23 protein-coding genes are annotated in these 25,988 nt (G+C 39.7%); 11 read left to right on the top strand and 12 right to left on the bottom strand.

The features are described 5' to 3' along the window. The first annotated feature begins 39 nt into the window (after nucleotides 1-39). The gene (locus HG267_RS14730; RefSeq protein ID WP_045872652.1) at nucleotides 40-882 is read left to right on the top strand and encodes an SPFH domain-containing protein; all 843 of its coding nucleotides are present in this window, start codon (nucleotides 40-42) and stop codon (nucleotides 880-882) included. Between the two features lie 78 nt (nucleotides 883-960). On the opposite strand, the gene folP is transcribed toward HG267_RS14730, so the two are convergent. Beyond that, on the bottom strand, nucleotides 961-1,815 hold the full coding sequence (gene folP / locus HG267_RS14735) for a dihydropteroate synthase (RefSeq protein ID WP_071989454.1): 855 nt from the start codon (nucleotides 1,813-1,815) through the stop codon (nucleotides 961-963). A 193-nt stretch (nucleotides 1,816-2,008) separates the two neighbouring features. Further along, nucleotides 2,009-2,734, bottom strand: coding sequence for a triose-phosphate isomerase (tpiA, locus tag HG267_RS14740; RefSeq protein WP_071989455.1), 726 nt, complete (start codon nucleotides 2,732-2,734; stop codon nucleotides 2,009-2,011). 212 nt (nucleotides 2,735-2,946) lie between these two features. Between tpiA and HG267_RS14745 the strand changes: the two genes are divergently transcribed. The 3 genes from HG267_RS14745 (at nucleotide 2,947) to HG267_RS14755 (ending at nucleotide 5,935) form a co-directional block, all read left to right on the top strand. Further along, on the top strand, nucleotides 2,947-3,549 hold the full coding sequence (locus HG267_RS14745; protein ID WP_045872656.1) for a hypothetical protein: 603 nt from the start codon (nucleotides 2,947-2,949) through the stop codon (nucleotides 3,547-3,549). 55 nt (nucleotides 3,550-3,604) lie between these two features. Next, a complete protein-coding gene (locus tag HG267_RS14750; protein WP_045872657.1) occupies nucleotides 3,605-5,059 on the top strand; it encodes a GTP-binding protein in 1,455 nt (484 codons plus the stop codon). A 399-nt stretch (nucleotides 5,060-5,458) separates the two neighbouring features. Further along, nucleotides 5,459-5,935 carry a PD-(D/E)XK nuclease superfamily protein gene (locus HG267_RS14755; protein WP_045872658.1) on the top strand — a complete coding sequence of 159 codons (477 nt, stop codon included), beginning with the start codon at nucleotides 5,459-5,461 and terminating at the stop codon, nucleotides 5,933-5,935. Nucleotides 5,936-6,008: 73 nt separating this feature from the next. Here the strand turns inward: HG267_RS14755 and HG267_RS14760 are convergent, their stop codons facing one another. Beyond that, nucleotides 6,009-6,842: a DNA adenine methylase gene (locus HG267_RS14760; RefSeq protein ID WP_045872659.1), complete on the bottom strand. Its 834-nt coding sequence runs from the start codon at nucleotides 6,840-6,842 to the stop codon at nucleotides 6,009-6,011. Between the two features lie 152 nt (nucleotides 6,843-6,994). Here HG267_RS14760 and HG267_RS14765 point away from each other — a divergent pair, with 152 nt between their 5' ends. The 3 genes from HG267_RS14765 (at nucleotide 6,995) to HG267_RS14775 (ending at nucleotide 8,787) form a co-directional block, all read left to right on the top strand. Then, nucleotides 6,995-7,201 (top strand): DUF751 family protein, encoded by a 207-nt coding sequence (locus HG267_RS14765; protein ID WP_045872660.1) that lies wholly within the window; start codon nucleotides 6,995-6,997, stop codon nucleotides 7,199-7,201. Between the two features lie 130 nt (nucleotides 7,202-7,331). Then, a complete protein-coding gene (gene rbfA / locus HG267_RS14770; RefSeq protein WP_045872661.1) occupies nucleotides 7,332-7,754 on the top strand; it encodes a 30S ribosome-binding factor RbfA in 423 nt (140 codons plus the stop codon). Between the two features lie 796 nt (nucleotides 7,755-8,550). Continuing rightward, entirely contained in the window at nucleotides 8,551-8,787 is a 237-nt protein-coding gene (locus tag HG267_RS14775) for a DUF4327 family protein (RefSeq protein WP_045872662.1), read from the top strand. A 483-nt stretch (nucleotides 8,788-9,270) separates the two neighbouring features. Here the strand turns inward: HG267_RS14775 and HG267_RS14780 are convergent, their stop codons facing one another. Next, nucleotides 9,271-9,624 (bottom strand): hypothetical protein, encoded by a 354-nt coding sequence (locus HG267_RS14780; RefSeq protein WP_045872663.1) that lies wholly within the window; start codon nucleotides 9,622-9,624, stop codon nucleotides 9,271-9,273. A 174-nt stretch (nucleotides 9,625-9,798) separates the two neighbouring features. Here HG267_RS14780 and HG267_RS14785 point away from each other — a divergent pair, with 174 nt between their 5' ends. Together HG267_RS14785 and HG267_RS14790 are read left to right on the top strand one after the other, a co-directional pair. After that, nucleotides 9,799-9,927 carry a hypothetical protein gene (locus HG267_RS14785; RefSeq protein WP_255325293.1) on the top strand — a complete coding sequence of 43 codons (129 nt, stop codon included), beginning with the start codon at nucleotides 9,799-9,801 and terminating at the stop codon, nucleotides 9,925-9,927. A gap of 193 nt (nucleotides 9,928-10,120) precedes the next feature. Continuing rightward, nucleotides 10,121-10,381 carry a hypothetical protein gene (locus HG267_RS14790; protein ID WP_045872664.1) on the top strand — a complete coding sequence of 87 codons (261 nt, stop codon included), beginning with the start codon at nucleotides 10,121-10,123 and terminating at the stop codon, nucleotides 10,379-10,381. Nucleotides 10,382-10,673: 292 nt separating this feature from the next. Here HG267_RS14790 and bchE read toward each other — a convergent pair whose 3' ends face one another. From bchE to HG267_RS14805, 3 genes are all read right to left on the bottom strand, one after another. After that, nucleotides 10,674-12,320, bottom strand: coding sequence for a magnesium-protoporphyrin IX monomethyl ester anaerobic oxidative cyclase (gene bchE / locus HG267_RS14795; protein ID WP_045872665.1), 1,647 nt, complete (start codon nucleotides 12,318-12,320; stop codon nucleotides 10,674-10,676). Nucleotides 12,321-12,418: 98 nt separating this feature from the next. Beyond that, nucleotides 12,419-13,816: an oxygen-independent coproporphyrinogen III oxidase gene (gene hemN / locus HG267_RS14800; protein ID WP_096622011.1), complete on the bottom strand. Its 1,398-nt coding sequence runs from the start codon at nucleotides 13,814-13,816 to the stop codon at nucleotides 12,419-12,421. A 349-nt stretch (nucleotides 13,817-14,165) separates the two neighbouring features. After that, nucleotides 14,166-14,918 carry a heme oxygenase (biliverdin-producing) gene (locus tag HG267_RS14805; protein WP_045872666.1) on the bottom strand — a complete coding sequence of 251 codons (753 nt, stop codon included), beginning with the start codon at nucleotides 14,916-14,918 and terminating at the stop codon, nucleotides 14,166-14,168. Between the two features lie 418 nt (nucleotides 14,919-15,336). Here HG267_RS14805 and HG267_RS14810 point away from each other — a divergent pair, with 418 nt between their 5' ends. Then, nucleotides 15,337-15,738 (top strand): VOC family protein, encoded by a 402-nt coding sequence (locus HG267_RS14810; protein WP_045872667.1) that lies wholly within the window; start codon nucleotides 15,337-15,339, stop codon nucleotides 15,736-15,738. Between the two features lie 27 nt (nucleotides 15,739-15,765). Here the strand turns inward: HG267_RS14810 and HG267_RS14815 are convergent, their stop codons facing one another. The 5 genes from HG267_RS14815 to HG267_RS14835 all read right to left on the bottom strand — a co-directional run bounded on the left by HG267_RS14815 (nucleotide 15,766) and on the right by HG267_RS14835 (nucleotide 22,561). Continuing rightward, a complete protein-coding gene (locus HG267_RS14815) occupies nucleotides 15,766-16,461 on the bottom strand; it encodes an HpsJ family protein (RefSeq protein WP_081584092.1) in 696 nt (231 codons plus the stop codon). Between the two features lie 655 nt (nucleotides 16,462-17,116). After that, nucleotides 17,117-18,844, bottom strand: coding sequence for a succinate dehydrogenase/fumarate reductase flavoprotein subunit (locus tag HG267_RS14820; protein ID WP_045872668.1), 1,728 nt, complete (start codon nucleotides 18,842-18,844; stop codon nucleotides 17,117-17,119). Nucleotides 18,845-19,205: 361 nt separating this feature from the next. After that, the gene (locus HG267_RS14825; protein ID WP_045872669.1) at nucleotides 19,206-19,523 is read right to left on the bottom strand and encodes a hypothetical protein; all 318 of its coding nucleotides are present in this window, start codon (nucleotides 19,521-19,523) and stop codon (nucleotides 19,206-19,208) included. Nucleotides 19,524-19,996: 473 nt separating this feature from the next. Next, on the bottom strand, nucleotides 19,997-21,790 hold the full coding sequence (locus tag HG267_RS14830) for a WD40 repeat domain-containing protein (RefSeq protein WP_045872670.1): 1,794 nt from the start codon (nucleotides 21,788-21,790) through the stop codon (nucleotides 19,997-19,999). 393 nt (nucleotides 21,791-22,183) lie between these two features. Further along, nucleotides 22,184-22,561, bottom strand: coding sequence for a hypothetical protein (locus HG267_RS14835; protein ID WP_045872671.1), 378 nt, complete (start codon nucleotides 22,559-22,561; stop codon nucleotides 22,184-22,186). A gap of 707 nt (nucleotides 22,562-23,268) precedes the next feature. Here HG267_RS14835 and HG267_RS14840 point away from each other — a divergent pair. Then, on the top strand, nucleotides 23,269-25,929 hold the full coding sequence (locus HG267_RS14840) for an EAL domain-containing protein (protein ID WP_045872672.1): 2,661 nt from the start codon (nucleotides 23,269-23,271) through the stop codon (nucleotides 25,927-25,929). The last annotated feature ends 59 nt before the right edge of the window (nucleotides 25,930-25,988 follow it).

Genomic DNA, 25,988 nt, shown 5'->3' on the forward strand with positions numbered 1-25,988 from the left:
TAAACTAAAATTTCTCCAAAAGCTAAATTAGGAGCAGATATGGAGCCAATTATTGCTATAGTCTTAGCGCTTATAGGTTATGCCTTAGGATCTGCGAAACTGATTAATCAAGGGAATGTCGCTCTAGTAGAGCGATTAGGGCGATATCATCGTAAATTAAGTCCAGGGCTGAACTTTATTGTTCCCCTGGTAGATCAGATCGTCATGGAAGATACTACCAGGGAGCAGTATATAGACATTAAGCCCCAGAATGTCATTACTAGAGATAATATCTACCTCGAAGTTGATGCTATCCTTTACTGGCGCATTAAAGATATAGAAAAGAGCTTTTACGCTATTGATGATCTCCAAGGCGCATTGGTACAGCTAGCTCACACCACACTCCGGGAAATTATCGCTCAGAATACGGTCGAAGAAACCAATGTCTCTCGCTCAGAGATGGACAGAGCCATTTTAGACCAGTTGAATGATACAACAGCTGGTTGGGGCGTTGAGATTATCCGCTTAGATATTCAGCGCATTACGCCGCCTGAAAGCGTGCGGAAGTCGATGGAAGAGGAAAGAGCAGCTGAAATCAAAAAACGGGCGCTGATTTCCGAAGCTGAAGGAGAACGCCAAGCCGCAATTAAGAAAGCAGAAGGAACTATGACTTCTATGCAAATAATTGCTGAAGCTTTACGCACCAATCCTGAAAGTAAGGAAATTTTGCGTTATCTTGTGGCTCAAGATTACATCAATGCTAGTTACAGGCTAGGTGAAAGTCAAAACGCGAAAGTTGTGTTTGTAGATCCTGGCAAAAGTGGCGACTTGATGAAAGAGATGATTGCTGAGAGTACAAATATAGAAGGTAATGGCACACCCAATGGTAATGGGAATACCTAGATATGTGGCGTAGAATTTAGGTGGTTTTGCGATCGCTAGTTTTCTAGTCAATCGGTATATTTATTTACAACATATTCACTAATCTTGTGTTGTTTGCCGAAACAAAGCATCGGCTACAAATGAAACATCACGCATTTCTTTCACATCGTGAACTCGGAGGATATCAGCGCCATTAAAGATAGCCGCACAACAAGCCGCAGCTGTTCCCCAGACTCGTGCTTTGGGATCTGGTTGATTGAGAATCCGACCGATGAAACTTTTACGAGAAGGCCCTACTAAAATAGGGCAATTAAGCACTCTCAATGACCGCAAGCGGCGAAAAATTTCTAAATTTTGCTCATAGTTTTTAGCAAAGCCAATACCAGGATCAATAATTATTTTCTGCTGGTCAATGCCTACAGCAATTGCAGTAGCTATTTGTTTTGCAAGAAAATTATAAATTTCTGCCATTAAATCTTGATAATCAGTTTGTTGTTGCATCGTCTGCGGGTTTCCCCGGATGTGCATCAACACAATAGGCACGCCTAAACTCGCTACTGTTGGCAACATTTCTGAATCAAAAGTGCCGCCAGAAATATCATTAATTATATCAGCGCCAGCAGCTACAGATGCTTTAGCTACATCTGCCCTAGTTGTATCTACAGAAATCGGTATATCCATTCCGGAACGCAGGGCTTTGACAATTGGTACCACTCGCTCCATTTCTTCCGCAACAGTTATTTGCTCTGCTCCTGGTCGCGTAGACTGACCACCGACATCAACAATATCAGCGCCAGCAGCTACTAGTGCTTGGGCTTGTGCTACAGCTGTAGCAGTAGAGTTAAATTCACCACCATCACTAAAGCTATCAGGAGTTACATTTAATACACCCATGAGATAAGTCTGCTGTCCCCATTGGAAACAGCGTCCCCGAATCATTAAGTTAGTTGACATAGACAAATTAGGGGTGAGGAATAGGGATTGGGGATTGGGGATTGGGGAACTCGGGGCCCCCTCTGGGGATAAGGGGTAATGGGGACTGGGGACTAGAGAGACAAATAATTCAAAATTCAAAATTCTATTTGACTTTTGAGTACAGACGCGATTAATCGCGTCTCTGCGGCTCTTGACAACCACAAAATGGAGACTAGTTGTAGTTCACAATCCTGGCGAAACTTTCCGGTTCTAAGCTTGCGCCTCCTACCAGAACACCATCGATTTCAGGTTGAGCCATAATCTCATCAATATTATTGGGCTTGACTGAGCCACCATATTGAATCGACACATTCGCATTAGTCAACTGGCTACGAATTAAGCCAATTACCCGATTTGCTTCTGTGACTTCACAAGTGTCGCCTGTCCCAATTGCCCAAATTGGTTCATAAGCTATCACCAAATTATCTTGATCGACATTGACTAGGCCCTTCTCTAGCTGACCGATAATCAACGATTCTGTTTGACCAGCATCTCGTTGTTCTTTAGTTTCGCCTACACAGAGAATGGGGGTAAGACCGCTCTTTTGAGCGGCTTTCAGCCGCAAATTAACAGTTGCGTCTGTTTCGCCAAAATATTGTCTTCTTTCGCTATGACCGACAATTACAAAGCGCACGCCAATTTCTGTCAACATAGGGCCGGAAATTTCGCCAGTGTAGGCTCCATTTTCTTCCCAGTGGACATTTTGCGCGCCTAATTGGATACGGCTACCATGTAAATACTTTGATAAAGCACTTAAGTCAGTGAAAGGAGGACACAGCAGGACTTCGCGTTCTTCGGGTGTGTCCTCTAAGTGAGGCAGAAATCCGCGTAAAAACTCTTCGGACTCTGCCTGAGTTTTGAACATTTTCCAGTTACCGGCAATAACGATTTTCCGCACAGGTGATTTAGTCAAGTTCCTAACGCTACTAGATGCATTTTTCAATTTACTACTTTTTCGGACACTCCTTTCTGTAGGAGTTGAGTATTGGGCACAGGAAGGTTTAAAGCAGGGTATTTATCACAAAAATTTTATGTTCAATCCCCCAGCCCTCATCGCTTAATAATGAAGATAAACTCAGGCTATCCAGTAAATTGAGAAAATGAGTATTTATGCCCTACAGTCAATTTACCATTGAAAAAGTGAAACAAGATTTTCACCTGAACACTGTAGAGGGAGTGCGCTTTTTTCCCGAATCGATTGAATCTGTAAATCCTTCCCTTAGACTGCAAGCTATTTTAGAGGATTTACCTTGGGCTATTGCCGTCGATACAGAAAAAGCCCGTTCCGAAGTAATTATTAATCCGATATTGTTGGAAGTACGCCGCATCCTCAATTCCTCAATTAGCGTCTTTTCTGGGGAAGAATTTAACGTTGATCCCAGTATTGGGCTGAACGGTGTCTGTGATTTTTTAATCAGCCGTTCTCCAGAACAATTAACAGTGGAAGCACCTGCAATTGTCATCGTTGAAGCGAAAAAATCAGATTTAAAATCCGGACTGGGACAATGTATTGCAGAAATGGTAGCTGCCCAAAAATTCAATGAAGCCAAAGGACAATCTATGACAGCAGTTTACGGTACTGTCAGCAGTGGTACCCAATGGCGATTTCTCAAGCTTGAAGGGCAAACAGTGACAATTGATTTCACAGATTATCCCCTACCGCCGATTGAAACTATTTTGAGTTTTCTCGTGTGGATGGTGAAAGACGGTTAAAAATAACTAGGATCAGATCTGAGGTAAATCCCAAATCTCACATCTCAAAATTCACATGACTTCGATATTGCCCGAACCTCATCACAGCGACTCACCCAACTGGGAGGAAGAACTAGATAGTGCCATTTTTAGTTTTGAAGATATTCAAACGGAACTCAACTATAAAAGGGCACAAACGGCGTTACAAAATTTGGTAGCTAATCTTGACCTCTCTCCCCAAGAAAAACAGGGCTTAGAGGCGGAAATTAATGATTTAGATACCATGCTGGGGAAATTGGAACGCATGGTGGTGCAGATTGCTGCTTTTGGCATGGTGGGGCGTGGTAAATCTTCTTTACTCAATGCTTTAGTCGGGCAAAGTGTATTTGAAACAGGGCCCCTACATGGCGTGACTCGTGATGCACAACGTGTAAATTGGAGTATTAACGAGGAGGCAATCGGAGAAACTGAACGCGCTTTAAGAGTCACTTTACCAGCCGTTGGTAAATCTCAGGTGGAATTAATTGATACGCCTGGATTAGATGAGATTGATGGTGAAACTCGCGCTGTATTAGCTGAACAGATAGCAAAACAAGCAGATTTAATTTTGTTTGTGATTGCTGGGGATATGACAAAGTTAGAACACCAGGCCCTTTCGCAGCTAAGAGAAGCTGGTAAACCAATAATTTTGGTGTTTAACAAAGTAGACCAATATCCAGAAGCAGACCGGATGGCAATTTATCATAAAATTCGCGATGAGCGAGTCAAAGAGTTACTCTCGCCTCTAGAAATTGTTATGGCTGCAGCATCACCATTAGTCAAGACAGCGGTTCGTCGCCCTGATGGTAGCAGAGGTGTGCAGTTGCGTACAGGTAATGCTCAAGTTGACGAATTGAAGTTAAAAATCTTAGAGATTTTGCAGCGTGAAGGTAAAGCTTTAGTGGCTTTAAATACGATGCTGTATGCAGATGTTGTCAACGAGCAACTAGTACAGCGTAAATTAATGATTCGGGAACAGAACGCCAATGCGCTAATTTGGAAAGCCGTAATGACAAAAGCATTAGCGATCGCTCTCAATCCGGTTACTGTAGTAGATATACTCAGCAGTATTGTCATTGATATTTCGCTGATTGTCGGTTTATCGAAACTCTACGGTATTCCGATGACGGAAGCTGGTGCTGTGCAATTGCTGCAAAAAATTGCTCTGAGTATGGGCGGTATTGGCGCTAGCGAACTATTGGCAAATTTAGGTTTGAGTGGATTAAAAACTTTGCTGGGGATCTCTGCATCAGCTACAGCTGGTGCTGCTATCGGCCCTTATATTTCAGTAGCAGTAACTCAAGCTGGGGTAGCGGGTGTTTCTTCTTACGGAATTGGTCAAGTTACTAAAGCTTATTTAGCAAATGGCGCAACATGGGGGCCTGATGGGCCAAAAGCAGTAATTAGTAAAATTTTGGCAACTTTGGATGAAACGTCAATTCTCAACCGCATTAAAGAAGAATTACTCACAAAAGTCAAGTTGAGGAATTAGACTGCTGAAAGTACGCCTCATTTTTAATAGGAATTAATCATTGTCGCTGCTTCTATTGCATTTACCATCAATTAATAAAATATCTTGGTACAAAGGTACTAAAAAATTGAGTTTTTCTCGATTAATCCGGTGATCAATTTAAAACACTGATTCTTTCATCGAACACAAGCATTTTGTTGGGTAAGCAATACTATATCTTTTGTTCAAACCCTGATGATAGCTACTGCTTAACCTGCTATTTACTACCAAATGCTCTGCCTAGCGTGCTTCCTAGTCAGATTAAATTGCTCATAACCTGATTGCTATATCAAAATTGAAAATACATATGAAGTAACATACCAATAGTGGCTACTTCCATGAAATCCTAGAATTTAGGAAACTTTGGCAGACTAATTCGGTATGGCTATGACTCAAGGCGCACGGGCAAATAAATCTGGCAATATTCTAGAAGGAAATGTAGAAGCAATTTTGAATGGACATAATTATTTCCAAGTAGGAAATCATGTGTCCACAGAGTTTCTTCTCACAGCTACTTTATTACCCAAGCGTTATGCGAAGCAGGTTTATATCGGCGCAGGAATTTATCAAACTGCTTTAAAGGTTGACTTTTTTGTTGTAGGCGCGTCAACCAGTCCATCAGGATTAATTATTGAGTGTAAATGGCAAGAAAGTGGTGGTTCTGTTGATGAAAAGTTTCCTTATTTAAATTTGAATATCAAAGAATCTTATCCTGCACCAACTATAGTAGTTATTGGTGGTGAAGGGATGAGAGAAGGTGCAATTAATTGGTTGAGACAACAAGTTACATATAATCGTAATTTATTAGCAGTTTACACTTTAGATAGATTTATTGCTTGGGCAAATAAATATTGTTAATTAATTAGCCGCTAAATTAATTTACTAGTAAATCATAAAATTACTTTTTGGTTATAAAGCTAAATTGGCTTAATTAATATGAGGTCATTAATACCTCATAAATCATCCCTCTTTTTTTTGTATTAGAATTAATAGAACGCGCTGCCTCTATAGGATAAATATTAAAATTAATTTCTTTATAGAGTTTTCTGATAAAATCACAATCGGAATTACAAATCATAACTTTAACGCCGCGCTCGGCTAATTTAGCACAAGTATCTCTTAACCTTTCTTGGTCTTTTTTATCAAAAGAATTTCGACTGTAACTTGTAAAATAGCTAGTACTACTTATCGGGTAATAAGGCGGATCGCAGAAAACAAAATCACCGCTTTTGGTCTCGTAATTTAACACCTCCACGAAATCTGCTTGTTTAATTTCAGTGTGTGTCAAGGCTGCTGAGGCGGCTCTCAGTAAACCTTCATCACAAATATTAGGATTTTTGTATCTGCCTATAGGTACATTGAACTGACCTTTGGAGTTAACTCTATATAGTCCATTAAAACAAGTTTTATTCAGATAAATCAAACGAGCAGCTTTTTCTAAATCTGTACCTTGAGGATTACTTCTTACAGTATAGTAATATTCTCTACTATGTTGATTTTTATGCTCTTTTAAAAGGCAGATTAATTCCTCAACTTTGTCGCGAACACAACGATAAGTAGTAATTAATTCTGCGTTAATATCAGTTAAAACTGCCGTCTGAGGTTTTAAGTAGAAAAAAACTGCACCACCACCAATAAATGGCTCATAGTAAGTCTTATATTTTTTTGGTAAATAAGGGATATATTGCTGAATTAACCGACTTTTACCACCCGCCCACTTCAAAAACGGACGCGGGCAAATTTCTTGGGGAATTTGACTTACCATTTCATTAGAACTTAAATTTACGAAATCTAACTAATATAACTGAGAATCATATTTTATCGGAATTTATTAATTTTCATACGCTATCGATTACAATTAGGTTAAACAAGCAGATGAAAACAAACTTATAGTCGATAGCAAGGCAGTCTAAATAAATGTTTGATGGATTTTGGGAGAACGTCCTGCGCTACCCCCGCTACTTAATTTCGCTCATCTTAGGTATTTTTTTGAACACGCTTGAGCCTTTGTTTCCATTGTTAAAACGTCCAGTGACTTTGATTGCTCTTTTAGGTTTCTTTATTGGCGGGCTAGCCTTTATTACTTTTACCCTGCGTGCAATGCTGGGCTTAAGTACAATTTAAACAAGGGTTCTAGGGAGGCTACCCTAAAGACAATTGCTCACAGCATTGTCAATGTCAAGCACTGTCCTCCCAAAATTGCATTTATATTTTTATTGATGTTGTTCAACCTCTGTGAGGAGGCGTAATTTTTATGGCTACAAATCGCCGCGTTTCCCGCGTTGCTGAATTGATCAAACGGGAAGTTAGCCAAATGCTACTTAACGGGATTAAGGATGACCGTGTGGGTACAGGAATGGTAAGTGTTACCGATGTTGATGTCTCTGGCGATTTACAACACGCCAAAATTTACGTCAGTATCTATGGCACAGAAGAAGCTAAAGCAGAAACAATGGCTGGCTTGAAGTCAGCAACAGGTTACGTCCGCAGCGAACTGGGTGCTAGGGTAAGGTTGCGTCGTACACCAGAAGTAATATTTATCGAAGACCGTTCTTTAGAACGCGGTACAAGAGTACTGACGTTATTGAATCAACTCAAAACTGACCGCCCATCCGAAAAATTGTCAGGAGAGGATGACAACAATTCGGACGACTATGATGATGATTTTGCGGAATAAGTAATTTAAACAACAAAGTAACTTCGCAAACAATCTCATACCAAGAAATTCGCCAAACTGTTTACAGACGTAACCACATAACGTCTGTTTCAATGTGGGTAGTGGGTAATGGAGGATGAGCAAACAGTCCCAATGAAAAAAATTTCAACAGCTTTGCATGAAAGTCTCAATGGATGTGTACTCAAAACTCAGCACTCAGCACTTTCAAGCTAGGGGAAAAATAACCAACACCAAACATGAAAACTAAATGACAAATTTTATTGTTATATTTTGTGTCCCAGTTAACACAGTAAATGCGAAATTCTTTAAGAAATCATTAACAGATGAGATGCTGCAAGCTTTTCTGGTGTAGGGTATACGCTTGTATTAGGCAACACTTTATACCTTAATCTCTGCTGCTAGAGATTCCTAGCTATTATTTATATACAAATAGCCGCAAAGCTAGATCAGGTTTTATGGTGCAGAAGTCCTTCTTCTGTACTATTCCTAATGAACCAATTAAGCTTTAAACCTTTAACAGCAAGCCTTTAAACCCTTTTAAATAGCAAACCTAAAATTTCTTGAACAGGTGATGTTGACTACCCTGATATTCTTATATGAAGCCCATTCAACATAAATGTCAGAAAATGTTGACTTTATTTACATTTCTTTAGATAATTTGAGGGTATGTAGCGTCAAAATGGAATTAGTTCCGTATAGCAAACTACAAAACCTTAGCCACAAGCCTAATCCTTGTAATGTTTGTTCCAAGTAAATATCGGGAACACTATCTACGTGTAATTTGTGAGTAAAAATCATGAGTGTGAATACGGTGCCCTCTATCAGTTACTACTCTTTAGATGTAATTCAAGATGAAGCACGCCGACTGGTGCAAAAGGGAATGGTCAGCCGACAACAGCCAATATATACACTCTGTCAATACATCCCTGCGAGAGAGTGGGTTTGCGTTGAATGTGAATTAGAAAAATGTGACTTTTTGTTACGCGATCGCATTGGCGATTTGATTGGTCGTGAAGAATGGGACAACGACTAATCAAACATTAATTCCTGATTTTGGATAGGAACTTGGTGTTGCATATTGAGCCTGACAACAAATAATTCAAGTGAAAAATTTTTGGGATCATCTCTGTTTTTAATGAAAATTTCCCATCCAGAATCTTTAATTTCTGATTAAGACGAAGCATTAGAGTCTAATTTATACAACTTTACCAGTAGCGATCGCATCGGGAATCTATCCTTGTTTACATCCGATGTCGCCCTGAATATAGTATGTACATTCCCTAACCGGGGCAGTTATCCCATTCAACTGCTCCGGTAATTTTTCAGGGAAGATAGAGATTAATAAACATTAGCTGACAGAGTTTTGACCATACTCATTACTGAGTTTTGAGTAGCAACAATAGTACTCAGTAATGCTCGCACTTGATAAATGCCCCACAAGTTGTTCCTGGGAAAACTCCCTTGGTGCTAGCCTCTCCCCTTGTGTGCAGTCTTTTAACTCAGCACTCAGCACTCTTCATCCAACTTGTTCCAAGTACTGATTAACATCTTCAATCACACGAGTCAGTTCCGCTTCTGTTGTTAAACGAATGCTGACATCGCGGACTGTGAGTAAGACTTTAGCAGCGAAGGGAGTAGGCCAAATATTAGGGTTACAAAAAATTTCTAAGAATACCTCGCCAGTGTAACGATACTCTACAGGAGGCTGGGGAGTGACTTTACCGCCCCCTGGAGTGGCTTTAGCCGCGACATTTTTGAGACGAACCATTAATTCATCCAAAGCGGCTTTTAATTCCCGTGCAGCTTGGGCGGAAAAGCTGAAAGAAACAGAACCTTCAACCAAGTTTAATGTTAGCGGAGCCGAAGACATAGGCTGTTTATTAAAGGTTATTGATATTTACTCATGGTACAGGAAGAGGGGTTGGGGACTGGGGATTGGGGAACTCGGGGCCCCCTCTGGGGATAAGGGGTAATGGGGATTGGGGATTGGGGATTGGGGACTGGGGATTGGGGAACTCGGGGCCCCCTCTGGGGATAAGGGGTAATGGGGATTGGGGATGAGGAGGATGAGGGGACAAGGAGAAATTACCAACACCAATTACCGATTACCGATTACCAATTACCCATTACCAATTACCCATTACCAATTACCCATTACCAAACACCCAATTGATTGTATCTAAATGCCTCACCCAAAAATTGATTCTATGAGACAAGGATGAGATGCAAGCTGTAATGGCTATGACTTCAATCTCTGATGGGCAATAAAAAAGTGGAAAAATTATCAGTTTTTATACGGATGGATAGTGTTTTGTCACGTATATCTGGGATGGAAGGAATAAAATCTAACTCCCGGAGGTTGTATTATGAAATATGTGTCTTGGAATACTCTAACCAAAGCTGCTGTGAATGGTTTCTCTGCACATGGTAGAGGTGCTGTGTATTTCTCTAAGGATGGAAATGTGCGTTATTGCTGGGAAGGTCAGATATCCTTGGCTGTATTATTTTATGACCCAGAAACTGAGTTTGTACTGATAAAAGAATGGTATAACTCGGAGACACAAAGAACTCATTTTGCTACTGCGATTATGCCTTTAGGATCAAATGTAGTTTTATCAGAACTATAAAACCTGGCAATTTTTAGTGTAAGTAAATCGGTAATTGCAGCAAACTATGTTACGAAATATAAATAATCTTGAAACCCCTAGCAATGGCAAATTACAGCGTTATCTTGTCGGAAACGCTACAATTAGCTAGCTTAACCAAAGGGGTAGACCAATTATATTTAATTGCACTGCTCTACTTAAACACAGGCTTCTACTACGCTGTATAAATATTTTATTGATCTATGGACAAAAGAGTAGACGATCGCTCTTGTTGTGATTAGCTAAATAGCTGTTGAGCGATCGCCTAGAGGTTTTAAATTTTCATGCTGGGCACATCTTGTTCTTCATCTTGATATTCCGGAAGATCATTAGGTGCGCCACAAGCGGAAACCTCAATGTCGTTAGGTGCGCCACAAGCGGAAATATTGCCGGTGAAATCGACATCTGCTTTTAATTCGGGATGTTGTTGCTTACGTTCAGCAATTTGTTCAGGAGTGAGAATTTTGGACTCATCAAAACCTAATTCGATTTCTGTATGTAGTCCTTTATATTTCACCCGCTTCAGGTTGTAGAAGCGTTTGTTGAGAGTAGTTTGAGCAAAAGCCTTTAAGCAGCCTAAGAGATATTTCCGCTTAAAGGGATCTTTCACAAACCAATACTCTATCGTTTTACGCATATAGAACCGAGCATAGTTCCGCAACACGCCTTTGAGAACCTCTTCGCGTTCCATTGCGTTTGGCTTCATGATGGGCGTAACAAAGTTGTATTGCGAATAATCTCGCACTTCGACGCGATCGCCTAATTCTTGGAATAATTCGGAAAATGGCCAAGGGGTAAACATATTCCAGTTCACCATGTCTGGTTTCCAATCCAGCGCCATGTGATAGGTTTGTTCGATTGTCTCTGGGGTTTCGTTCTCTAAACCCATAATGAATTGCGCTTCGGCAACCATACCATTTTGTTTTAACAGTTGGATTGCCCGCTTATTTTGTTCAATTGTCGTTTCTTTGCGGAACAAATTCAACTTTAACTGTGCTGCTGCTTCTGTTCCTAAAGAAACGTGAACTAGTCCAGCTTTGCGATATAAAGGTAATTCATTTTCGTCGCGTAAAATATCTGTGACTCGGGTATTAATTCCCCAATACACGCCCAAATTACGCTCGATTAATTCGTTACATAGCGCAATAAATTTGGGTTTGTTGATTGTCGGTTCTTCGTCCGCCAGAATGAAAAAGCCTACCTTGTGCTTTTTCACCAAGATTTCAATTTCATCAACAAAGCGCTTGGCAGAACCGGAACGGTATTTGCGCCAGAATTTCCACTGGGAGCAAAAACGACAGGTAAATGGACATCCTCTCGCATAGTTGGGTACAGCTACCCGCACGTTGAGAGGAGTGTAAATATATTTCTCCCAATCTAAAAGATCCCAATCGGGAGTCAGAGTATCTAAATCAGCAATTGGCGGATGCGCTGGTGTCGCAACTACTTGACCATCTTCTAAAAAAGCTATACCTAAAATATTACGGCGATCGCTCACATCTGTACCATTGGCGATCGCGCGCAGTAAATTAACTGTAATCTCTTCACCTTCACCACGGATAATATAATCTACCCAAGGTGCTTCACCGAGAACTTCAGTATACATATAGGTAGGGTGAACCCCGCCCATAATTGTTTTTGCATTAGGGCAAACTTCTTTAACAATTTTTAGGGTGATTTGCGATTGGTAAATCATCGGCGTAATTGCCGTTGCTAACACCACATCCGGTTGATATTTAGCGATAATTTCTGCTAAAACATCATCAGGAATGTAGTCTGTCATCGCATCAACAAAGCGGATATCGGTAAAGCCAGCTTGTTTTAATGCTCCACCAACATAGGGAACCCAACTCGGTGGCCAATTACCAGCAATTTCCGCACCACCAGAATGATAGTTGGGCTGAATCATCATGATACGCATAGTTTTCTTCCTGCTGCTTGAAGAGGGTGAGAAAGGATGAAGTGTAAAGTATGAAAGATGAATTTATTTACTTCATTTTTCATACTTCATCCTTCAAATTAAATTGCTTTAGAAAAAGCTGCATTTTTTCGCTTTTTGGTATGAGCATCGAAGACTGAGGCAATGTTGCGGATAAGTAATCTACCGCTCGGTGTTACCTCAATCCCATTAGGTATCATCCGAATCAGTCCATCAGCTTCTAGCAATCGCAACTCAGATAATTCTCTAGCAAAATATTCATTAAAATCCGTATCAAAAGCTATATGATATTTTTCTTCAACGTCATTAATTGACAATTGGAACTGACACATAAGTTCCATAATTACAGTTCGGCGGAGAATATCATCTCGGTTGAGACTGACTCCTTTCTCAATTGGCATTAAGCCTGTATCAATTGCTTGATAGTAACTTTTTAGCTGCTTAATATTTTGCACGTAAACATCATGCAGCATACTAATTGAAGTAATGCCAAAGCCAAATAAATCGGATTCTGGTTTTGTGGTATAGCCTTGGAAGTTTCTATGCAGTTGACCTTGTTGTTGAGCAATGGTGAGTTCATCATTGGGTTTAGCAAAGTGATCCATACCAATGAACCAATAACCATTCCCGGTTAGTTCTTCAATAGTCATCTTCAGAATTTCTAATTTTTCTGAAGCCTGAGGTAATTCCGACTGGGGAATTTTTCTTTGTATAGGCTTCATCCAAGGTACATAAGCAAAGTTAAAAACTGCAACTCTATCTGGATCGAGTTTTAGAGTTTTTTCAATGGTGTTTTTAAAGGTAGCAAGGCTTTGATAAGGTAAGCCATAAATTAAATCAACGTTAACGCTCTCAAATCCAGCATCCCGAATCCATTCCATAACATCAAACAGCATCTTTTCTGGTTGGACACGGTTAATAGCTTCTTGGACTTGTGTGTTAAAGTCTTGAATGCCAAAGCTGATGCGATTAAAGCCTAAATTTTTTAAGAAAAAGATATAGTTTTTATCTACATATCTAGGATTAATTTCTATGGAAAATTCTGCTTGCTCGTCCAATCTAAATTGGCGATTGATTTTGTTCCATAAAAAATCCATCTGCTGCATCGTTAAATAATTTGGTGTTCCGCCTCCAAAATGTAATTGATGCACTTTACGTTTTGAGGAAATTACGCCAGAAAACTGTTCGAGGTTACGCACCACATAATTTAAATATGGCTCTACTATTTCTTTTTTTTGGGTAATGATGGTGTTACAACCGCAAAAATAGCAAGCAGTTTCACAAAAGGGAATATGGAAGTAGAGAGACAGAGGAGTATTCTTATAATTGCCAACCGCAATACCCGATCGCAAATCCAACTCGCCAAAATTTTCTTGTAATTCCGTTGCTGGCGGATAACTGGTATATCGAGGCAAAGCTTGGTCGTACTTTCTGAGTAACTCCGAGTTGAATTGGACTGTTTGCGTTGCAAGTTTCATGATGCTAGTAACCTTGAATGTTTTAATCCTGTGTTAGCGGTTAAATAGGAATCTAATAATTACCCCTGCTGAGTAATACCAATCCTCTAAAATCGGCAAAAGACTCAAACCCAAAAACCTAGTACCGCAAATTGATGCCGTAATTTTTACTAGATTATTTTGGGATTCAGTAATTACGAATTACGTAGCGCTTTGCGCTTCCCGTAGGGTATTACGAATTACGAATTGGTATTAATTCCTCTTAATCTTTTCTCAGTGCAGGTATCTAATTTGGAGAGCAAAGATACCTACACTTTAAACATGCCAAAAATCAAGAGTTTCCCTAAATTTCACTGTTGATGTGTAATGCTTAGTCAGCAGCCACAAGTTCTACTGAAGTACTACCAGGTGAACGTTCTGTGCTACCGGGTTTATCTTGGCGTGTAATCAAGTCAAAAACATGATCGCCAATTGCAATTCTCACATCATCTTCTAACTCATGGACAACATCGCGATTGAGTGCAAAAGCATAATTTGCTTCTGCGACAATTTTTTCAGCTAAAGCATCATCTACTGGTAATGCATTTAAAGCATCACGATATTGACCTTTAAATGCTCTAATGGCTTCAACCGATGGTAATTGCTCAAATTCATGCAATCCAGTACCTTGATCTGGTGGTAAGTCTAGAGCTGAACGGATAATTTTCTTTAAACTTTGACCCCCAGATAAGTCTCCCATATAGCGCACATAGGCATGAGCTACTAGTAATGCAGGTTCAGTTTCAGCAATTTCATTGATGCGTGCTACATAAGTTTTACCTGCTTCCAGGGCTGCAATTTGCTCCCGCCAGTTCTCACCGTAGTAAAAAGCCAAATCCTTTTCCAAATTAGCTGTACGGTTCAATATGGGAAAATAAATCAGACTCACTACAGGATGAGTACTATAACGCTGAAGTTGTGCTTCTAAAGCGCTATAAACTAAATACAAGTTAGCTATGAGTTTGCGGAAAGGCTCTCTTTCGACAATCCCTTTAAGAAAACACTTCATGAAGGCTGTATTTTCCGCCATTGTATGGGATTGTTTTGTTCCTTCCCGCAACTTGCTTGCTAGATCGCTACTCATACTTGATTCCTTCAGTTTTGGATTTCTATATAACTTTATGGCTATATAGATACCTAGATGAACTAAACTTTTCAAAAATTAACTTGAGGTTAGCAAAAGGACTACGCGAATAATTGAGATTGGGGACTGGTGATTGGGCACTGGGTAAGAGATACTAGTATTTTTACTCAGAACGCAGCACCCAAAAAGTTAGCCTTGAGGAGAAATGCTAACTGAGAACTGTTGTATGTAAACCAAAATCTTTCAGAGCGCTAACACAATTATTTTGCAAGATTCCCGGACACAAAATTGCTCTGTAGAGTTTGGCTTAATTAAGTTTGACTTGAGGAAGAAAAGTTAGACTGAGTCTAGCATAGCTCAAATCTGTACCACTTCAAAAGGGTTTTCTTAGATCTGTTTGCTCTCATAACTCAATTTTATGTGCGATCGCCCGCCAATTGATCAGCAAATTACCTTTTTATATACCCAGAATCTCGCAGCCTCAGCCAGCTTCTATGAAGACAAGCTGGGGTTGCATCTCTGGCTCGATCAAGGAACTTGTAGAATTTATACTGTTACTGGTTCTGGATACTTGGGATTGTGTCAAGCAAGTGAAATTTTCAGTACAAAAATTACCGAAAAACAATCAAGTGTAATTTTTACTTTAGTGACACAGCAAGTAGATGAGTGGTATGAGTATCTACAACAACAAGGTGTAGAATTTGAAAAACCGCCTACATTCAATGAGAAGTACAAAATTTATCATTGTTTTCTGCGCGATCCAAATGGTTATTTAATTGAAATTCAACGATTTGAATCACTTAAAATTACTTCTGTGTAAGTAAGCAGCCTATCAGCATTAAGACCATTATCTAGCCCAGGATGTTTCCTTCCAGATAGTAATAAATAAAGCCGCAGCAAGCAAAGCTCCTAAATTAAATTTTACCGAGCTTTTCAACAACTTGAAATTTCTAGATAAATTTGTAGCTGGTAATTTTTTATCTGGATGATTCTGGCTTTGATTCACATCTACTAATGTTTGAGTTTTTACTTCTCGCATACTCTGATGTTCACGAAGATTATTAAATTCTGCGGCTGAAGCTAGGTCGCTCTGCTGTTTCCAGTTGCTATTGAGTAGCTCCTGTTGACTATAATCTTGATTTAATCCCTGGATATTTACGTTATAAAGACTGATAGTGTTATTAATTCCTAAAGGGATGAGTAATAAATATAATAATCCTACTAATAGACATAACCTTGATAACCACAGTAAAAACGGAAATTCCCATTTTAGACGTTTCTCTAACTTACCGGAGAATACTAAAGCTAGCCCAATTAAGGTTATAGCTACCAGGTCTACTAGCGCTCCTATCATCTGAAATTCCCACACGGGATTCTTAAAATTTAAGGGTACAAATATATCAATTAAGTCAATAAATACTAAAACTAAAATGCTATAGCCGACTGTACGAAAAAGTTTAGTTATCCATAGCAGAGAATTAATAGTTTTACGCAGTTGTGATACTTCTATTTCTAGCGATTGGGGAATGTTAAATTCTTGCATTTTTCAAGACTTAGAGATTTTGTAGAAATCAGATATAAGAAAATCCTATTGCAGGATGTTGTAAAAGCCTGCTTGTGAGTAGCACTACACTGTAGCTTTCTTTAAATAAAAGCAGAAGCAATTTGTGCCTAAATCACGGCGAACCGCTTTTCCAACAGCCTCTAAGATTTTCTTGATGCTAAAAACTCAAAGTTGTATGAAAATTGGTATAGTAAAACCGAAACTGTTAAGCTTGTACATCTGATGGGAATTCTACAACAGCCAAACAAACTAACAACTATACCAAATAGTAGTAACACCCATTTTTTTACTATTACAAGAAGTAGAAACTGTTGACTTAGATATGCGTTTTCATTTTCTTGTAAGAGCAAGTTGAAAATAGCTCTTAACCCTAGAATTTGTTAATTCTAGTAAAAACTCGTAAAGAGATTTTTCAGAGATTTTCTTTAGTCTTATTTAAAGAGCCATAATGACAAATGTCTATCAGTGATTACACGGAAATTTATCGCTATTTAGACAAGCGTGAATCAAAAAATGAAAATACTTGGCTGTTGACAGCCATACAACGTATTTCAGATCAATGAGGTACGTAGGTAAGGACACAGCACTGCCGTGCCCTTAGATCTGAAAATAGTTGTAATTCCAATTACCCTAATTAATATCTTCTTTCCTGTGGCTGAAACATGGTAATTGCAACTGGGCGATATTGAATATCAATCCCTGCTGGTGAATAGTAAGCCATTGTATGTTTGAGGAATCTCTGATCATCTCTATTGGCATAATCTTCACGGAAATGTGCGCCGCGACTTTCTTGACGATTTAATGCTGATGCCAGAATTGTGTGCCCTACTACCATTAAACTGCGTAATTCTAGGGCTTCTACAATTTCTGTATTCCAAGATTTGCCTTTATCGTCTAAATATACCTGTGGATATTGTTGTTCTAATTCTGCTAATTTTTCTAAACCTTGACTCATTAATTCTTCAGTACGGAAAACGCCACAGTACTGAGTCATGGTATCTTGAAAAGCTTGGCGCACTTCGTTAATACGGTATTTTCCTGGCTGTTCTAGTAAAGCTTGAATTTCTTGCTGCGCTTCCTTGATGTAACGTTGCTCATCTACTATTGGTAATTTGCGATTTTGCACAAAGTTAGCGATCGCAGCTCCGGTTCGTTTACCATAAACTACGCATTCTAAAAGGGAATTACTTCCCAGGCGATTTGCACCATGAACGGAAACACAAGCCGTTTCACCAGCCGCAAAGAAGCCATCAACAAAATTATCACCGCTACTGCGGACTCTACCATCAACGTTCACAGGGATACCACCCATACAATAATGAATGGTAGGACGTACAGGCATGGGCTGAGTCACAGCATCAACACCAACTAATCGATGGGCTTCTTCCCAACAAAAGGGAACGCGACTCATGATTTTTTCTCTACCCATGTGGCGCAAATCCAGATAAACAAATGGCCCCCCAGCGCTTCCATCAGCATGGATACCACGCCCAGCCCGTATTTCGTAGGCGATCGCTCGTGAGGTGATATCACGAGGAGCCAGTTCCATACGACTAGGTGCATAGTTCGCCATAAAGCGATCGCCTTCGGAGTTAATTAGATATGCGCCTTCGCCTCTAACTGCTTCGGAAATCAGTACCCCAACCGGATATAAGCCTGTGGGATGGAATTGCACAAATTCCATATCTTCTAGAGGTAAACCTGCGATCGCTGTCATTGCTAAACCGTCACCGGTGGAGGCGTAATCATTGGATGTAGTGTTATAAACGCGACCATATCCCCCGGTGGCAAACATCACGGCTTTAGCTCTGAGTACTTCTATATGCCCATCTAACAGGCGGTACATCACTACGCCCTTAGCTTGTCCCTCTTCTAAAATCAGTTTCATTACGTACCATTCTTGGTAAACTTGCACACCGTAGCGGCGCAAATTATTTACCAATTCATGCAAAATGGCGTGACCAGTTTTATCTGCAGCATAGCAAGTCCGGTTGTGAGCATGTCCACCAAAAGCCCGTTGAGCAATCCTTCCATCCGGTAAGCGCGAGAATAAAACGCCCATGTGTTCCAAGTCAATCACCACATTTGGGGCTTCTTGAGTAAGAATTGCTACCGCATCTTGGTCTGCTAAGTAATCCGAACCTTTAACAGTATCAAAGGCGTGGGCTTCCCAACTATCTTCGGTATCAACATTTTTCAGCGACGCAGCCATCCCACCTTGCGCCGCCACTGAGTGCGAACGAATTGGGTGAGTTTTAGCAACTACAGCAATATTTAAACTAGGGTTAATGCGGGCAATTTCCACCGCCGCACGGCATCCAGCCAAGCCACCCCCAACAATAATTACATCATGTTCCAGCATAATTAATCTTGATTAGCCCCGATTTTAATAGAAATTACGTAAGCGTCATATTTTTTTAGCAAAGGTTGTCAAAGGTCGTCCTTTGTCATTAGTCATTTGCATTGACAAGAGAATGTGCAACTTGAACGCATCAGCTGCTACGCAGACATCGCGCCTCTACAAAAAAATTCCCTGTCTAGTGACAGGGATATAATAGCGATTTTGAATACTCATTTGAGCTTTTTGTCAAAAAAAGGATAAAAAATAAAATCAAGAATTGGTACGCAACGTTGAGTAGAAAAGATATTGCCTTTCCGCGTTCATACCCATCCCTTGATTAGTGGATTAATTTCATCCTTAATCCTTCATCCTGCAAATTTTTTCAGCTAGTTGCTTGTACTGGTTTTTGCTGGGAAACATTTCCTGGAATCGGTTCAGTTTTTGTTCCTGGCCCTACAGCAGTTAATTCAATATGATTTAACAATGTAGTTACAAATGCAAATAACAAGAAAGGCAGCGATAGCAGCACCACCAGACCAACAGTAGCTAAGGCATAAACTGGTCTTCTGGCACCCATTAGCGCCAAAGCTGATGCCAAACTTATAGTAATTGTAATTAACCAAACGATGATTTGACCGTAGATATCGCCAAAGGTCAAGGTACAGACAAACCGATAGTTTTGAATATTATTCATGTTCATCACATCCGCCTCAAGTCTCTCCTATAGGTTCTACCTTAGAGCCAGGTTTGACAAGAGGTCAATTTCTCAATATTTTTCCAAGGTTTGTAACCTTACTTTACACTTAGTTTGTTTTGTAAGGACAAATAATAACTATTTTAAGTCTTGAGGAAGATAATTTTTAATTGCTCAAGAGATAGCGATCGCATTAGGGAATTCCCAATAAAAATAATTAATCACTTTCGCAAGCAGGGACAGAAGTCCTCATGAAAAAAATTCACAAGCCTTCCATGAAAGTCGAGGCGGGGATTGTTACTCAGCACTCAGCACTTTCAAGCTAGAGGGGTAATGACAAAGATTTTCTTCCTTTTCCCTGTCTCTACAAATAAACGACTAATACCAATTCAGCAAAATTCAGCAACAAATAGAAACGCAGAAAGCCTTTTGGAATTAGGCTTTCGTAATTTTGAATTTTGAATTGGTAGAATCTCTGCTTAACTTCGTTGCCAAATTTTAATCGTCTTATCTAAACTCCCACTTACCAACATTTCGCCAGAAGCTGTGAACGCTACTGCGGTGACTGTGTCAGTATGTCCGGTAAAAGTGCCTAGGAGTTCTCCCGTTGCTAAATGCCATAACTTGATAGTTTTATCTGCACTCCCACTGGCAATAATTTGCTCATCAGGACTTAAGGTGATTGTGCAGACTTCATCTCTATGTCCCTTGAGAGTATTAATTAATTCTCCGGTTTCTAAATGCCAAATTTTGATTGTCTGATCCCGGCTACCGCTAACGAGTAGCTTACCATCAGCACTAATAGTTAGGGAACGCACAATATGAGAATGGCCCATGAGGTTGTAGAGTGGTGGCACATCCTGCAAATTGCTTACCTCAGCTAAATGAGAAGTACACCAAACTTTGATTTTGCGATAGCTACCTGTGACGAGAATTTGCCCATCTTGGCTGAGGGCGAGAGAATGGGCTGCGGTATCATCTAATGAAAGAGCGATCGCTACTTGTCGCTTCATCAAATCCCAAAATAGGATTTTTCTGTCATCGCCACCAGTAGCTAGCATTCTGCCATCTGGGGTAAAAGCTACGCATCTCACTACGCCATGATGTTTGTGTAAAATATCGATTAAATCTAATGCACCTACGTGCCATATCTTGATTGTAGAATCAGCACCAACGCTGGCTAAAGTCTGTCCATCGGTACTAAAGGCTAAAGAATTCACTTCATCGACTAATCCAGATACCACCCAAGGCGCTTCTGACAATGTCTCGATTAGTTCACCTCTAGTTAAATCCCAGAGTTTTGTTTCACCACGGCTACCACTGGCTAATATGGGAGGCTTTCTATTGAGGTCACAGCTATTCATGTTGGCTGTGGGTATTCTCGCAGAATAAGCCAGGCAATTAATTCCTCTCGTGTGCCCTTGCAAGGTTTGCCAGTATTCCCAGTCACCTACGATACTCTTCAGGGGATGTTCAGATGGGATAGTGTCAATTTTAGGTGCGATCGCTCTTTCTTTGACCACTAGGGCTACATCTTTTTTGCCTACTAGTGATTCTAAATACCAACTTAATCCCCCTGCATACAACAAGTCAGTCGGTGTAACGAAGATTTTTGGTTCATTACATACCACCTGCTCTGTAGGCAAAAACCCAGTAAGTACTACTTGTTTTTCGTCGCCTAATTGACTACTTTGCGGATACAACAAGCAAAGAAAAATTAATACATGATGCTTTTTTATATCCTCTTGAGTAACTGACCACTTAATCTTATTTTTCTTAATCCCATTAAAACTTTCTCCATCGGCAGCATAAACTTGAATAGTCAATTTTTGGTTAGCTGCAAGCAAATAAGAAAATTTACTCTCACCCCGTAAATTGCCCTCATCATCTAAAGCTATGTGGCTAATAGTGTCTTGCGACACTTTTTTTACCAACTTACCAAGGCGTTCCACCATTACCTGCTCAACAATTTGCTCCCGCAAAATATAATCTTCCGCCTGCTGTTGAAAGTGTTGCGGAAAAGGGATTGTCCAATCAGGCGGTTCTGGATATTCAGGTGGTGTTGGCGGTGGATTTTTGGCCAGAATTTCTGCTTGTTGACAAGACAACTTTTGCAGTTTTGCCAATGGCTCACCCCAAATTGTCATAATTTCACTATGACAATTTTTCACATGACTTTTCAGTATAGATAAGTCATTTATTTTTAGTTTTTTGACGCGGTTAAGGAAGTCAGCTTGTTGAGCTTTGAGTAAGCTAATCCAATCCATCTGCATGAGAGCGGCACATTACTGCATACCTACGGTAAGCTATACCAATCTAATTACTCAAGTTTATAATCTCTATTGATTAAAATTCAGTAATTATATCGGTTTCATAGAACACAAGCATCAGCATGAGTTCACGGTCATGATGCACCTAAATAGTACCCAAACATATCATTAACTGATATGGCTGAGGTATAGAGAGTTAACTGATGTCAAATTATTCTAACTACAATGGAGAATAACATACTGTTTCGATGGAAACAGTTCTTAAAGGAAAAAATGGTGTGATTGGCAGCGGACACAAAGAGTAGCAGCAATGTTAGATTATAAAATAGCCATGTCAAGAAGTTGTAATTTACTGACTCTGAAAATACCTAAGAGAGTATAAATTATCAATATTGGCTAATTTTCCGATTGATTTTGTGGTAGGGCATTTTTAATACTGTTGTTCGCCTCTAAATTTTGAATTTTCATATGCAAATCAAAATCATTGTGGCTCACAATAGTTTCTAAAGTTGCTATTCTTGCTTCTAAAAGCTCTATCTGCTGCTGTTGCAGATAACCATTTTTGGATTTTTTATCATCAGAACGCCATATTGCTACCGTACCAGCTGCTGCACCACCAATAGCCGCTAAAGGTAGAATTGCACCACTTCTGGTCACAGCTGAAAGCGGAATGCAAATTGCGAGGATTCCTACTGTCAGTCCCCAGATTTTGGAGGTAGCAGCTACTCTGATATCCGAGGATTGCTCTAGGCTGTCTTTAGATTTTTTAGCCATAAGTTTGTCCTAGATGAGTCTTTGTCTAGAGTCGCACGATCGCTAAAAAAAATACTTCCTACATTAGAGTTAAGTATAATTACTCAATGAAGCAAGCGCTTCTGTGTCTTTTGCAGTAGCCTCATGCGATCGCTCAGAATGAAATTTGTGCATTAGGAAGGATGCGAATTTTTTCTGATTCGCCATTCTCTCCCCATGCTTTTAATACCTAAACCCAGATTATCGTATTTCTCAGTAAGCTAAATCAAATGCTCTGTGATAATATTATTCCTTATATTCAGCAATTATACTGTGAACATTATCAATTTTTCAAGGCAACCACCCTTTGACTATAACTTTTTGGTTGTTTGCTTCTTACCTAATTTAAACAAAAATCCGCAAATATACCATACATAATCCGAGGTATTTGAATTTATTCTGAGAGTGAATACATAAAAAAGTCGATAAATTGGGCTGTAAGACGAATTTTTTTCATCTTCTAGTGATTTGAGACTAATTTTAAAATTCTTAGGGAAATACTGGTACTAAATAATTGGAAATATTGCATTCAATAGCTAAATTACAAATTAATTCCAGTCTATCCTTTTATAAATACCGCTCGTAGTTATTGAGTAGCTCTATGTAGTAAATAGAAGCTCAAAGTTAGGACTTATTGAAGTTTTATTTTGCCAAAAAAGACCGAAGATATGACAATGTGAGGAAAAGACATGCCAGAACATGAACGGGAAAAAATACGTCACCTTTTGGTTGTCAAAGACTTACAAGGGCAACGCACCATCCCTCTTCAAGATGCTACTTATTCGCTAGGACGAGATTCGAGAAACGCTATTGTCCTACGTTCGCGCTCCGTATCCAGGCAACACGCCATTTTATTAAGAGTAACGATTCCCGAAACCGATCAATATGGGTTTCGGATTATTGATGGTGATTTTAAAGGTAAAAAAAGTACTAATGGCGTATTTGTCAATGGCAACAAATGCTTCTCGCATAATCTGCAAAATGGAGATGTAATTGCATTTGGTAATAACCAAGTTCATGCCAAATATTATGCTATTTCTAATATTTCCGAAAAAGCATTTTCGGAATCGATTACAGTAGAAGATATATCTAGCTTTTTATCCGAACAAGCCAATCCAGTTAATCCTTTTGAAACTTTAATTTCGCCAGATTCTACTTTTGAGGGAGCTAGCGAAACTGTACTTGCACGCCTAGCATCTTTTCCCGAACTCATTCCTAATCCCATTATTGAAATGGATATAGAGGGAAATGTCATTTATTTAAATCCGGCTGCATCTGTCAAGTTTCCTAACCTGCGGGAATTTGGGGAAAAACATCCAGTATTATCAGGATTGCTCAATACAATTAAGAATCGAGATGCCAATTCTGAAAATTCTTTTGTGCGCGAGGTAGAAGTTGGCACAGAAATTTTTGAACAATCTATTCATTATCTGGCAGAAAGTGATTTAATTAGAACTTTTATAGTTAGGGATATTACCGAGCAAAAACAAGCCGCAGCCGAATTGCGTCAGCGAGACAGGCTACTACAAGCAGTTGCCGAATCGGCCAATTATTTGCTGGTGGAAATGAACTATCAGAACGGGATTGAGAAAGCTCTAACTATGATGGGTGAAGCTGCTCAAGTAGACCGTGCTTATTTCTTTAGAAATCATATCCACCCAATTACAGGGGAATTAGCATTCAGCCTCAAGTTTGAATGGACGGGCTCAAACATAGAACCATCATTAGAACATTGGCAGAATCTCTCTTATCAATCTTCTGAATTGGCCAGTTGGTACAGCACACTCTCACGTGGCGAGTCGATTATGGGACTGACTCAAGAATTTCCCATTGATGAACAACAAATTTTGGCTCGCGATGGTATTCAATCTATCTTCCTAGTACCTCTGCGTCTGGAGGAAAAGTTGTGGGGTTATGTAGGCTTGGCAGACTGTTCAAAAGAGCGTCGCTGGTCAAGGCATGAAGAATCCACGCTGTTAACTATGGCAGCTAGTATTAATGCCGCTTGGCAACGTCAGCAAGTCGAAGAAAAGATTCGCTTCCAAGCGCTACATGATTTACTGACAGGATTACCCAACCGCCTGCTGTTTAACGAATTACTCGATAAAGCTTTACCTAACGCAACTCGCACTTATGACAGTCTAGCTGTCATGTTCCTCGATCTAGACCGTTTCAAGGTAATCAATGATACTTTGGGTCATACATTAGGGGATACTCTGTTAAAATCTGTGGCTCAACGCTTGAGAGATTGTCTAAGAGCAGGGGATACCATTGCCCGTTGGGGGGGAGATGAATTCACGATTTTACTACCTCAAATTAATCATCTTGACGAAGTCACACAAGTATCTCAAAGAATTCTACAAGCCTTAGAAAATTGCTTTGAAATTGAGGGACACGAACTTTATGTGAGTGCGAGTCTGGGGATTGCTCTGCTGAATGAAGATAGTCCTGATGCGGAAACCCTCATACAGCACGCGGATGCCGCTTTGTATTACGCAAAAGATGCAGGTAGAAATAACTACCAATTTTACACCACAGCTCTATCTATCAAAACACCCGAACTCCTAACTTTAGAGAAGAGTTTGCGTTTTGCTCTAGAGCGGGATGAATTTATGGTGTATTATCAGCCTCGAGTTAATATTATCACCGGAAAAATTTCTGGCATGGAAGCTCTTTTACGCTGGCAACATCCAGAAATGGGACTAGTAGCGCCTAGCGTGTTTATTCCCCTGGCGGAAGAAAGCGGATTAATTGTCCCCATTGGCGAATGGGTACTCAGGACAGCTTGTAAGCAAAATAAAGCTTGGCAAGATGCTGGATTTACTCCTTTGACAGTTGCTGTTAATCTCTCTCTTAAACAGTTTCGTCAACCTAATCTAGTGGAAATTTTAAATAATATCTTAAAAGAGACAGGTCTACAACCCAAATTTTTAGAGTTAGAAATTACAGAATCAATTGCAATTGAAGATTTAGAGTTTACGCGAAATGTGTTGGATGCTCTCCAAGAGATGGGTGTCTACCTCTCCATCGACGATTTTGGTACAGGTCATTCTTCCCTTTCTCGCCTACAACTTTTACCCTTACATCATTTAAAAATTGATAAGTCTTTTATCCAAGAGTTAACCAGAGATGATAAGGTAGCTCATATTATCAAAGCAATAGTGGTATTAGGGCAGAATTTAGGATTAAGGTTGACAGCTGAAGGCGTAGAAAAAGCTGAAGAATTAGAATTCTTGAAATCTATCAATTGTGAAGATGTACAAGGTTATCTTTTCTACCGTCCGGTTGCTGCCGATAAAGCCACAGAAATACTTATAAAAGAGAAAAATAAGTATACTGAAGCTCAGTAAAATCCAAAATTTAAATAGAAATATTATATTATCTTCATGAGGTTCTACTTATGAGGATA

The sequence above is a fragment of the Tolypothrix sp. PCC 7601 genome, from assembly GCF_025677855.1.
In the GTDB taxonomy this organism is placed as follows: Bacteria; Cyanobacteriota; Cyanobacteriia; order Cyanobacteriales; family Nostocaceae; genus Aulosira; species Aulosira diplosiphon.

What these genes read in the sequence shown, in the direction of transcription:
- HG267_RS14840 (WP_045872672.1), top strand. Translation starts at nt 23,269, where the DNA reads ATGCCAGAACATGAACGGGAAAAAATACGTCACCTTTTGGTTGTCAAA.
- HG267_RS14765 (WP_045872660.1), top strand. Translation starts at nt 6,995, where the DNA reads ATGTTTGATGGATTTTGGGAGAACGTCCTGCGCTACCCCCGCTACTTA.
- rbfA (WP_045872661.1), top strand. Translation starts at nt 7,332, where the DNA reads ATGGCTACAAATCGCCGCGTTTCCCGCGTTGCTGAATTGATCAAACGG.
- HG267_RS14825 (WP_045872669.1), bottom strand. Translation starts at nt 19,523, where the DNA reads ATGAACATGAATAATATTCAAAACTATCGGTTTGTCTGTACCTTGACC.
- folP (WP_071989454.1), bottom strand. Translation starts at nt 1,815, where the DNA reads ATGTCAACTAACTTAATGATTCGGGGACGCTGTTTCCAATGGGGACAG.
- HG267_RS14785 (WP_255325293.1), top strand. Translation starts at nt 9,799, where the DNA reads ATGGGGATTGGGGATGAGGAGGATGAGGGGACAAGGAGAAATTACCAA.
- HG267_RS14755 (WP_045872658.1), top strand. Translation starts at nt 5,459, where the DNA reads ATGGCTATGACTCAAGGCGCACGGGCAAATAAATCTGGCAATATTCTA.
- HG267_RS14790 (WP_045872664.1), top strand. Translation starts at nt 10,121, where the DNA reads ATGAAATATGTGTCTTGGAATACTCTAACCAAAGCTGCTGTGAATGGT.
- HG267_RS14730 (WP_045872652.1), top strand. Translation starts at nt 40, where the DNA reads ATGGAGCCAATTATTGCTATAGTCTTAGCGCTTATAGGTTATGCCTTA.
- HG267_RS14760 (WP_045872659.1), bottom strand. Translation starts at nt 6,842, where the DNA reads ATGGTAAGTCAAATTCCCCAAGAAATTTGCCCGCGTCCGTTTTTGAAG.
- hemN (WP_096622011.1), bottom strand. Translation starts at nt 13,816, where the DNA reads ATGAAACTTGCAACGCAAACAGTCCAATTCAACTCGGAGTTACTCAGA.
- HG267_RS14830 (WP_045872670.1), bottom strand. Translation starts at nt 21,790, where the DNA reads ATGCAGATGGATTGGATTAGCTTACTCAAAGCTCAACAAGCTGACTTC.
- HG267_RS14815 (WP_081584092.1), bottom strand. Translation starts at nt 16,461, where the DNA reads ATGCAAGAATTTAACATTCCCCAATCGCTAGAAATAGAAGTATCACAA.
- HG267_RS14835 (WP_045872671.1), bottom strand. Translation starts at nt 22,561, where the DNA reads ATGGCTAAAAAATCTAAAGACAGCCTAGAGCAATCCTCGGATATCAGA.
- HG267_RS14805 (WP_045872666.1), bottom strand. Translation starts at nt 14,918, where the DNA reads ATGAGTAGCGATCTAGCAAGCAAGTTGCGGGAAGGAACAAAACAATCC.
- HG267_RS14750 (WP_045872657.1), top strand. Translation starts at nt 3,605, where the DNA reads ATGACTTCGATATTGCCCGAACCTCATCACAGCGACTCACCCAACTGG.
- HG267_RS14780 (WP_045872663.1), bottom strand. Translation starts at nt 9,624, where the DNA reads ATGTCTTCGGCTCCGCTAACATTAAACTTGGTTGAAGGTTCTGTTTCT.
- HG267_RS14820 (WP_045872668.1), bottom strand. Translation starts at nt 18,844, where the DNA reads ATGCTGGAACATGATGTAATTATTGTTGGGGGTGGCTTGGCTGGATGC.
- HG267_RS14745 (WP_045872656.1), top strand. Translation starts at nt 2,947, where the DNA reads ATGCCCTACAGTCAATTTACCATTGAAAAAGTGAAACAAGATTTTCAC.
- bchE (WP_045872665.1), bottom strand. Translation starts at nt 12,320, where the DNA reads ATGCGTATCATGATGATTCAGCCCAACTATCATTCTGGTGGTGCGGAA.
- HG267_RS14810 (WP_045872667.1), top strand. Translation starts at nt 15,337, where the DNA reads ATGTGCGATCGCCCGCCAATTGATCAGCAAATTACCTTTTTATATACC.
- HG267_RS14775 (WP_045872662.1), top strand. Translation starts at nt 8,551, where the DNA reads ATGAGTGTGAATACGGTGCCCTCTATCAGTTACTACTCTTTAGATGTA.